Origin of the sequence: Clavibacter sp. (assembly GCF_014802555.1) — a bacterium.
In the GTDB taxonomy this organism is placed as follows: Bacteria; Actinomycetota; Actinomycetes; order Actinomycetales; family Microbacteriaceae; genus Clavibacter; species Clavibacter sepedonicus.
Window position 1 is genome coordinate 1 of sequence record NZ_JAAVCB010000046.1, and the last position, 9,598, is coordinate 9,598.

Consider the following 9,598-nt stretch of genomic DNA (forward strand, 5'->3'; position numbering starts at 1 on the left):
CGCGCCGACGCGCTTGACCCCTTCATCGAGCACTACAACACTGAACGAATCCACTCAAGCCACGGGCTCACGCCCGCGGCCCGAGTGTCACCAACGTCATGACCCAGTACAGCTAGAGCAGGTCGAACGGCGCGCGGTTATGTCTGGGTTCAGAACCTGATCGTGAGCCCGGTGGGCCGAGCGCTATCGGCCCGTTTCACCGCGACGGAACCGGTGCGACGCACTCCGTCCTCCGCGGTACTAGGAGGCCGGGGTCGCGCGGGGTTTCCCGCTACCGGTCGTGGGCCCCTCAGAGGGCGAAGCCGTCCTCATGCGACAGCGGGCCGCGCGAGCCGTTCGCGAACGCGACGTGCGCCCCCGCCGTTGTGAGCCTTGGCGTCCCGGACACCTGCATATGCGAGATCGGGTTCCTCGCGCCATGATCAGCGATGCTGATCGGCGCCTCATCCCTCGTGGTCGGTGTGCTCTGAACCATGCAATCCGTGGCGGACTTTGTCGTGCCGGTTGGTGGCTGACCCGCTCGGCCCGGCGCGCGGCGACTCCCGCCACCACGCACGGACCCCGCACAGCGGCACGGAGGATCCTCATGCGCACGCATGCGGGACATCGCGGGTCACCGGCCCGCGGGCACCGCCATGATGGGCGCCTGGCCCTCCTCCGCGCGAGGGGCCGGCCTCCCGCGCATCGAGATCGGAGCACCGCCATGTCCCACGACGTCGAGCCCTCGCCGGGCGAGCCCGAGCCCGCCGCCGCCTCCGCGCCCCACGCCGACCGCGCCCCCCAGCGCGGCATCACCCCGGGCGTCCTGCTCGCGGCGGAGTGGTCATGGCGCCTGCTCGTCATCGGCATCGCGGTGGCCGCAGCCGTGTGGCTCCTCGTCGCGGTCAAGGAGGTGGTCATCCCGTTCCTCATCGGACTCCTCGTGTGCGCGCTGCTGCAGCCGCTCGTCGCGGCGCTGCGGAGGCGGCGCTGGCCCGCGTGGCTCGCCATCACGTCGACGCTGCTCGGCACCGCCGTCGTCATCTCGGGGCTCGTGCTGCTGCTCGTCGCGCAGATCCGCACCGGCATCCCCACCCTGCAGCGCGAGGCGATGGAGAGGTTCGAGTCGGTGCGCGACCTGCTCGCGCAGCCGCCGTTCAACGTGGTGCCGTCCGACTACGACGCGCTGCTCGCCTCCGCCGGGAAGGCCCTCGAGAACAGCCGCGAGGCCCTGCTCACCGGCGTGCTCGACGCGGGGCTCGGCGTCGGCCACCTGGTCACGGGCGCCCTGCTCGCGTTCTTCACCATCGTCATCGTGCTCATCGACGGCCGCGGCATCTGGCGCTTCGTCGTCTCCGTGTTCCCGCGCCGCGCGCGTCCCGCCATCGACGGCGCCGGCCGCGCGGGCTGGGGCACGCTCTCGGCGTTCACGCGCGTGCAGATCTTCGTGGCGGCCGGCAACGCGGTCGGCATCGGCATCGCGGCCTGGCTGCTCGGGCTGCCGCTCGCGATCCCCATCGCCGTCCTCGTGTTCCTCGCGTCCTTCATCCCGGTCGTGGGCGCCATCGTCTCGGGCGCGTTCGCGGTGGTCATCGCGCTCGTGTTCGTGGGACCGCTGCAGGCCGCGATCATGCTGGTCGCCGTCATCGGCGTGCACCTGCTCGAGTCGCACGTGCTGCAGCCGCTCGTGATGGGCGGGGCCGTGCACGTGCACCCGCTCGCGGTCGTGCTGTCGGTGGCCGCGGGATCCTACGTCGGCGGCGTCGCGGGAGCCCTGTTCGCGGTGCCGGCCGTCGCGACGCTCAACGTGATGGTCCGGTACATCGCGGGCGGCAGCTGGAAGGCCGGCACCCCCGCCGTAGGATCGTAGCGACGCACCTGCGGAGTCGACGGAGCCGCCCGCGCACGTCTCTACGGGAGGACCCCACATGACCGAGGAGAACTACTCGAATCCGGATCGCAACCTCGGGATGGAGCTCGTCCGAGCCACCGAGGCCGCCGCCATCCGCTCCGCCCCCTTCATCGGCAAGGGCGACAAGAACGCCGCCGACGGCGCCGCGGTCGACGCGATGCGCAAGTTCCTCGGCACCGTCGCCTTCGACGGCCTCGTCGTCATCGGCGAGGGCGAGAAGGACGAGGCGCCGATGCTCTTCAACGGCGAGCACGTCGGCAACGGCTTCGGCCCCGCGTGCGACATCGCGGTGGATCCCATCGACGGCACGAGCCTCACCGCCGCCGGCCGCATGAACGCCCTCTCCGTCATCGCGGTGAGCGACCGCGGCAGCATGTTCGACCCGTCGGCCGTCTTCTACATGGACAAGCTCGTCACCGGCCCCGAGGGCCGCGGCGTCGTCGACCTCGACCGCCCCATCGGCGACAACATCCGCGCGCTGGCCGAGGCGAAGGGCCTCGCGGTCGAGGACATGCAAGTCGCCGTGCTCGACCGGCCGCGCCACGCGGACCTCATCGCGCAGATCCGCGCGGCCGGCGCCTCCACCCGCCTCCTGCTCGACGGCGACGTCGCCGGCGGCATCAACGCGGCCCGTCCCGACTCGCGCATCGACATGTGCGTCGGCATCGGCGGCACCCCCGAGGGCATCATCACGGCGTGCGCGATCAAGGCGCTCGGCGGCGTGCTCCTCTCCCGCCTCGCCCCCAAGGACGACGCCGAGAAGCAGCGCGCGATCGACGCGGGCCACGACCTCGACCGGATCCTCGACCAGGACGACCTCGTCACGGGCGACAACGCGTACTTCGTCGCGACCGGCGTCACCGACGGCGCGCTCGTCGCGGGCGTCACCCGGCACCGCGGCATGATCCGCACCTCGAGCATCGTGCTCCGCTCGCACTCCGGCACCATCCGCCGCGTGGAGGCCGACCACCTGGTCTCCAAGTGGTACAGCCCGGCCGCAGGCTGAGCCGGATCCCGATGCGCACGCGCCGCAGCCTCCTCTCCCGCCTCGCCCCGCCGGTGATCGCGCTCGTCGGCGGGCAGGGCGAGTTCGCGTCGCCCCACCGCACCATGGCGCGGGCCGGGCGACGGGTGCTCCGGCCGGGCGGCTTCGCACCGCCGCCGTTCCTCCGCGGTGTGCGCGTCACGGCGCGGGTCGAGGGCGGCTGGCACGTCTACGAGGTCGCGCCCGCCGGCCCCGAGGCCCGCCGCCGCGCCCTGTACGCGCACGGCGGCGGCTGGACCCATGAGATCTCGCCGTTCCACTGGTGGCTGGTCGCGGGGCTCGCCCGCCGCACCGGCACGCGCTTCACGGTCCCCATCTACCCGCTGGTCCCGAGCGGCACGGCGGCCGAGGTCGTCGAGCGCACGGCGGAGCTCGCGGAAGCGCTCGTCGCCGAGGTCGGCCCCGGCGCCGTCACGCTCATGGGCGACTCGGCGGGCGGGCAGATCGCGCTGTCCACCGCGATGGCGCTCCGCGACCGCGGCGTGCCCGCGCCGCGCGACGTGGTGCTCCTCTCGCCCGCGCTCGACCTGTCGTTCACGGATCCGCTCATCGCCCGCATCCAGCCCACCGACCCGTGGCTCGCGGTCGACGGCATGCGCGCCGCCGTGGAGTCGTGGCGCGGCGACCTGCCCGTGGAGGACCCGCGGGTGAGCCCGATGCACGGATCCCTCGCGGGCCTCGGCCGCGTGACCGTGTTCTCGGGCACGCACGACATCCTCTTCGCCGACGCGCGCGCCTTCGAGCGGAAGGCGGCCGCGGTCGGGCACCCGGTGCGGATCCACGTGGAGCCGAACCTCCTGCACGTGTACGCGCTCATGCCCATCCCCGAGGGCGCCCGCGCGCGCGACGCGATGGTGGAGCTGCTGCGCGCCTGACGCGCGGCGGGCTCCACGCGGACGGCGCTCCGGGCCCTGGCCCGAGGCCCGGATCGCGGGAGGAGAAGCGGCGTACGTTCGAGATGCGGGCGACGAGGCCCGCCGCGCTCTCGGAGGTACCCGCATGACCAGGACACACGGGACGCTCGCCGTCATCGCGGCCGCCGCGACGGCCACGCTGCTCGCGGGATGCGGATCCGGCGGCACCGGCGCCGCCGACGCCTCCTTCACCACGGAGGCCACCGGCACGCTGAAGGCCTGGGCCTTCGACGGCGCGGACGACGTGGGCGAGGCCCGCCTCGCGCACGCGGCCGACGCGCTCTCCGACGTGACGGTCGACCTCGACTCGACCGCGTTCGACGCGCAGAAGTTCACGACCCGCGTCGCGAGCGGCCAGACTCCCGACGTGGTGCAGATGGACCGCCAGTTCGTGGCGACCTACGCGGCGCAGGACCTCATCCTCCCGCTCGACGAGTGCTACTCCGCCCACGACGTGGATCCCGCGGAGCGCTTCTACGAGTCCGTCACGAACGATATCCGCTACGACGACGCGATCTGGGCGGTGCCGCAGTTCTTCCAGCCGCCGGCGATCCTGCTCAACGAGTGCGTGCTCTCCGCCGCCGGCGTCTCGGGCGACCAGTTCGACACCTCGAAGCCCGACCAGCTGCTCGACGCGGTCGGCAAGGTCTACCGGGAGTCGGGCGGGGATCCCGCCGTGCTCGGCCTCGACGCCGTGCCCACCGCGCAGGCCGCCCTCTGGATGCTCGGCTTCGGCGGCCAGCTCGTCGACGACGAGGGCAAGCCCACGCTCGACGACGACGCGAACCTCCCGGGACTCGAGTTCCTGACGCAGCTCTCCGACGCGCAGGGCGGCTACGCGAAGGGCAAGAGCTTCAGCGATGCGTTCGACACCTTCGGCGACGGCAACCAGTTCGTGAAGGACCAGGTCGGCGCGCAGATCGACGCCCAGTGGTACCTCAACGTGGTCGCGCCGTACCGCGACGATATCGACATCTCGGCCGTGCCCTTCCGCGACAGCGACGGCGAGCCGTTCGCGGTCGCCGGCGGATCCGCGTTCGTGATCCCCGCGGGGGCCAAGAACAAGGACGCCGCGTGCGCGTGGATGCTCGACCTCACCAGCCAGGAGTCGTGGGAGGCCGCGGGCGACGTGCGCGCCGCGACCGTGACGGAGAACGGCGGCATCAACACGGGCCTGTTCACGGGATCCCCGGCTGCCGACCAGGCCATCCGCGACGCCCACGTCGTGCCGAGCGGCGACGACGGGATCGACCAGGCGATCGCCACGTTCTACGACGTGGTGGCGGAGGGCCGGTCGATCGGCGGGTCGCCGGCGGGGCAGCAGATCCAGAGCGAGCTGCAGAACGCCGTGGCCTCGACGCTCCTCGGCGACAAGACGCCGGAGCAGGCGCTCGCCGACGCGCAGACCGCGGCCATGCGGGCGTACGAGCAGGCGGCGCGCTGATCCGGCGCTGACGTGCACATGGCGTGATCAGGGCGCCCGGCTACCGTGGGAGATGGGCGCCCATCCGCGCTCCCGGACGAGGGATCAGTACCCGGAACGCGACAAGACTGGCCAGGAGAAGTGCCATGTCGTGGATCGTCCTCATCGTGTCCGGGGTACTCGAGGCCGTCTGGGCCACCGCCTTGGGCAAGTCCGCCGGGTTCACCAAGCTCGGGCCGTCCCTCGTCTTCGGCGTCGCCGTCGTGCTGAGCATGGTCGGGCTCGCGTACGCGATGCGCGAGATCAGCACGGGCACCGCGTATGCCGTGTGGGTCGGCATCGGCGCGGCTCTCACCGTCACCTACGCCATCGTCACCGGATCCGAGCCCGCGAGCGTCGTGAAGGTGCTGCTGCTGCTCGGCCTCGTCGGCTGCGTGGTCGGCCTCAAGGTCGTCGACACCGGGCACTGATCCGCGCGGGCCGCCGCGTGCGATGAGGGGATGTCCCCACATCACCCTCAAGTGAGTATTTACTCACATGAGCATCATGTGGGGATATGCTCACACGATCATGCCGAGCCACGAGATCCGCAAGTACTCCGATCTGGGAGAGGCGATCAAGCACGTCCGCCTCCGCCGGGGGATGACCCAGTCCGACCTCGCGGAGAAGCTCGGATTCGAGAGGTTCTACGTCCGCGAGCTGGAGACGGGGACACGGCCTCCGCTGTTCGTCACGAGGCTCTTCCGCGTCCTGCGACTGCTGCGGATCCGGGTCACCGTTTCCTACGACCTCCGCGAGGAGGAGCGCGTCGATGGCTGAGAGCCTCGTGGTCCGCTTCCATGGCGCGGAGATCGGTCGCGTGGAACGGGGCGGACGGCTCGAGCGGATCCGTCTGTTCATCGGTCCGGACGGCGGCCCGGCGGACGTGCGGCTGACCGAGGCGTTCGCGACGCTGCCGGAGGCCGAGGTCCGAACCGACCTGGCATCGAACCTCTTCGGCGGCTACGCCCCGGAGGGGAATCAGCGTCGGGCGCTCGCGGAGCGGCACTCCTTCGACCCGCGCGACCTCTACGCGACGTTGGAGCAGTTCGGATCCTCCATCGCCGGCGCGGTCACGTTCCACAGCGAGGCGGATCCTCCTGTCTCGCCGCCGTCCTACGAGTCGCTGAGTGCATCGGATCTGGGCCGCCTGCTGCGGAGGGCGGTCAAGGACGGCGATCTCGCGGTGCGCGACGACAGCAGGTCCATGATCCAGGGGTTCCAGCCCAAGGTCCTGCTCACCCGATTCGCCGAAGACGGGCCCTGGCTGCAGCCGCACGGCGGCTCCCACTCGACGCACATCGTCAAGCCGCAGCTTCCCTCTCGACCCAGCGCGATCCACGATGAGCACTACAGCCACCAGCTCGCCCGGGAGCTCGGCCTCGCCAGCTTCCGGAGTTCCATCGGCAGGGCAGGCGCAGCCACGTACCTGGCCATCGAGCGCTTCGACCGTCGTGTGTCAGGTGAGGCGGTAGAGCTCGTCCATCAGGAGGATCTCGCGCAGGCGCTCAGCCTCGACTGGGTCGACGACCAGGCGAAGTTCCAGGATCCGCGGGATCCCGCCTCTGCCCGGCGGCCGTCGGCGATGCGCATCGCCGAGGCGGCGGCGAGTCTCGACGAGGACGCTGTGGAGCTGTGGATCCGCCAGCTGACGTTCCGCATTCTCATCGGCGACAACGACGGTCACGCCAAGAACGTCGGCATCATCCACCTCCCCGGCAGGGACACGCTGTCCGACATCTACGACGCGGTCCCCAACCTGTACCAGCCCGGGCGCATCGACTGGAACCTCGCGCTCGCGGTGGACGGCGAGTTCGACCATCGGCGCATGAGCGTGGAACGGATCGTGCGCGAGGCGGATTCGTGGAGGGTGACGAGTCGACGACGGATCGACGCCGTCGTGCAGGACGCGATCGAACGGTTCGCGCGGACACTGGATGCCACCGAGGTGCCACGGGAGACGACACCGGGGATGCGGGCCGGGCTCGAGTGGAACGTCACCCGCCTCCTCGCTGGCCAAGAGATCGGTCAGCCCCGCGGCATGTGATTTAACCCTTGCGGCCCTGCGTCGCGATGCCCTCCACGAAGTAGCGCTGGCCGAACGCGAACAGCAGCAGCATCGGCAGGGTCACGAGGAGCGCCGCGACCATCACGAGCTGGTAGTCGCCCTGGCCGCCGTTCGTGGGGCTGAACGCGGTCATCGCGTAGGAGAGCCCGAGCGGCACCGTGAAACCCTCGACGCTGCCCGCGTTCAGGTAGATGAGCGACGCCTGCAGGTTGTTCCAGCTGGCCTGGAACTCGAAGATGAAGATGATCACGAACGACGGGATCGACAGCGGCAGCGCGATCCGCCGGAACATCCCGAAGTAGCTGGCGCCGTCGAGCCGGGCCGCCTCGAACAGCTCCCGCGGCAGCCCGAGGAAGAACTGGCGCTGCAGGAAGATGTAGAAGGCCGAGCCGAACAGGTTCATGCCGAACAGCGGGATCCACGTGCCGATGAGCCCGAGGTTCTTCCAGATGAGGAACTGCGGCACCATCGTCACGGCGCCCGGCAGCATCATCGTCGCGAGCACCAGGCCGAACAGGATCCGCCGCCCCGGGAACCGGAAGTACGCGAAGCCGAACGCCACGAGCGCGCTCGAGATCGACACGAGCGCCGCGGACAGCAGCGCGATCGCGAGGCTGTTGCCCATCCAGCCGAGGAGCGGGAGCTGCTCCCACACCTCGACGTAGTTCTGCGGCGTGAACGTGCGCGGCCAGAGCGAGTTGTCGAACACCTCGCCGCGCGGCTTGAGGCTCGCGGCGAGCAGCCACGCGAACGGGTAGAGGAACAGCAGCGCGAAGCCCACGAGCAGCGCCGTGATGAGGGCGCGGCCGATGCGGGAGCGCACGCGGCGGACGCGGTCGGGATCGCGCCGGCCGGGCGACGGGTCCCGCGACGGCAGCGGCGTGAGGGCGGCGGCGAGGCGCGGATCCCCGGTGGCGGCGGCGGGCACGGCGCCGGGCGTCGCGGCGGCGTCCGGCGTGCGGTCGGTGACGGCCATCAGCGGTCCCCCTCGTAGTAGACGAACCGGTTGCTCAGCTTCACCTGGATGAGCGTGATGACCAGCACGATCACGAACAGCAGCCACGCCATCGCGGCCGCGAACCCGAAGTCGAACGACCGGAACGCCTGCTGGAAGAGGTAGACGCCGTAGAAGAGCGACGAGTCCGGCGACGCGTTCGTCTGGTCGCGCCAGAACAGCAGGTAGGCCTGGTCGAACACCTGCAGCGCGGCGATCGTCAGCACGACGACGTTGAAGAAGATGGCGCCGGAGATCATGGGCACGGTGATCGCGAAGAACTGCCGCACGGGGCCGGCGCCGTCGAGGGAGGAGACCTCGTAGAGCTCGCGCGGCACGTCCTTGAGGGCGGCGAGGAAGATCACCATGGTGCCGCTCACGCCCCACAGCGTCATGAGCACGATCGACGGCTTCACCCAGGCGGGGTCGATGAGCCACTGCGGGCCGTCGATCCCGATCGCCTCGAGCCCCCTGTTGACCGCTCCCGTGTTGCCGTTGAGCAGCAGCAGGAAGACGCTCGCGGTGGCGACGGTCGGGGTCATCTTGGGCAGGTAGTAGAGGGTGCGGAAGATGCCGGCGCCGCGTCCGAGGCGGGCGAGGAGGATCGCGAGCAGGAGCGCGAGGCAGACCTCGAACGGCACGGCGAGGATGGCGTAGAAGAGGGTGTTGCCGAGGCTCAGGGCCACGCGCGGATCCGAGAACAGGCGCTCGTAGTTCTCCGTGCCGACCGGGGTGGCCACGTCGGTGGCGAGGTTGTAGTCGCTGAACGACACCACGAGGCTGTAGACCATCGCGCCGAGCGTGAAGACGAGGAACCCGATGATCCACGGGCTGATGAAGAGGTAGCCGGCCACGGCCTCGCGGCGGGCCATGCGGGAGCGTCGGGGACGGGGCGGCCGGTCGGCGGAGGATCGTCGCGCGGGGCGGCTCGTCGTCGTCATGGTGGTCCTCGTCGACAGGTGGATCAGAGCGGCGTCGCTCCTCCTGCCGACCCTAGCCCGGCTTCTCCTCCGCGTCCGGGCCGTGCGCATGACGGACGCCCGCCCCCGCGAGGCGGGGACGGGCGTCCGGTGGTGGCTGTGCTGCGGTGGCGGCTAGTGCCGGCGGCGGCGGAGGCGCACCGCGATCACCGCGACGACGCCGGCCGCGAGAGCCGCGGCTCCGAGGCCGAGCTCGAGGGCGAGGCGGGCGCCGTCGCCGCCCGTGCGGGGGAGATGGCCGGAC

The 9,598-nt window shown here is 71.2% G+C and carries 9 protein-coding genes, 1 pseudogene and 1 riboswitch; of the genes and pseudogenes, 8 read left to right on the forward strand and 2 right to left on the reverse strand.

Features of this window, described 5'->3' with window-relative positions; translation table 11 throughout:
• From HDR73_RS05405 to HDR73_RS05440, 8 genes and pseudogenes are all read left to right on the forward strand, one after another.
• Positions 1-102: pseudogene (locus tag HDR73_RS05405) on the forward strand (IS481 family transposase); the annotation flags it as partial.
• A gap of 601 nt (positions 103-703) precedes the next feature.
• A complete protein-coding gene (locus tag HDR73_RS05410) occupies positions 704-1,849 on the forward strand; it encodes an AI-2E family transporter (protein WP_012299965.1) in 1,146 nt (381 codons plus the stop codon).
• A 58-nt stretch (positions 1,850-1,907) separates the two neighbouring features.
• A complete protein-coding gene (gene glpX / locus HDR73_RS05415; RefSeq protein ID WP_012299964.1) occupies positions 1,908-2,897 on the forward strand; it encodes a class II fructose-bisphosphatase in 990 nt (329 codons plus the stop codon).
• 11 nt (positions 2,898-2,908) lie between these two features.
• On the forward strand, positions 2,909-3,811 hold the full coding sequence (locus HDR73_RS05420) for an alpha/beta hydrolase (protein WP_012299963.1): 903 nt from the start codon (positions 2,909-2,911) through the stop codon (positions 3,809-3,811).
• 124 nt (positions 3,812-3,935) lie between these two features.
• Complete coding sequence (locus HDR73_RS05425; protein WP_012299962.1) at positions 3,936-5,294, forward strand: ABC transporter substrate-binding protein; 1,359 nt, start codon at positions 3,936-3,938, stop codon at positions 5,292-5,294.
• 51 nt (positions 5,295-5,345) lie between these two features.
• Positions 5,346-5,410: riboswitch (guanidine-III (ykkC-III) riboswitch) on the forward strand.
• Positions 5,411-5,419: 9 nt separating this feature from the next.
• Complete coding sequence (locus HDR73_RS05430; protein WP_012299961.1) at positions 5,420-5,743, forward strand: DMT family transporter; 324 nt, start codon at positions 5,420-5,422, stop codon at positions 5,741-5,743.
• A gap of 67 nt (positions 5,744-5,810) precedes the next feature.
• The gene (locus HDR73_RS05435) at positions 5,811-6,092 is read left to right on the forward strand and encodes a helix-turn-helix domain-containing protein (RefSeq protein WP_012299960.1); all 282 of its coding nucleotides are present in this window, start codon (positions 5,811-5,813) and stop codon (positions 6,090-6,092) included.
• On the forward strand, positions 6,085-7,359 hold the full coding sequence (locus HDR73_RS05440) for a type II toxin-antitoxin system HipA family toxin (protein ID WP_041464712.1): 1,275 nt from the start codon (positions 6,085-6,087) through the stop codon (positions 7,357-7,359). The genes HDR73_RS05435 and HDR73_RS05440 overlap by 8 nt, the downstream gene beginning before the upstream one ends.
• Position 7,360: 1 nt before the next feature.
• On the opposite strand, the gene HDR73_RS05445 is transcribed toward HDR73_RS05440, so the two are convergent.
• Positions 7,361-8,356: a carbohydrate ABC transporter permease gene (locus HDR73_RS05445; RefSeq protein WP_012299958.1), complete on the reverse strand. Its 996-nt coding sequence runs from the start codon at positions 8,354-8,356 to the stop codon at positions 7,361-7,363.
• A complete protein-coding gene (locus tag HDR73_RS05450) occupies positions 8,356-9,315 on the reverse strand; it encodes a carbohydrate ABC transporter permease (protein WP_012299957.1) in 960 nt (319 codons plus the stop codon). The genes HDR73_RS05445 and HDR73_RS05450 overlap by 1 nt, the downstream gene beginning before the upstream one ends.
• Positions 9,316-9,598 lie beyond the last annotated feature (283 nt).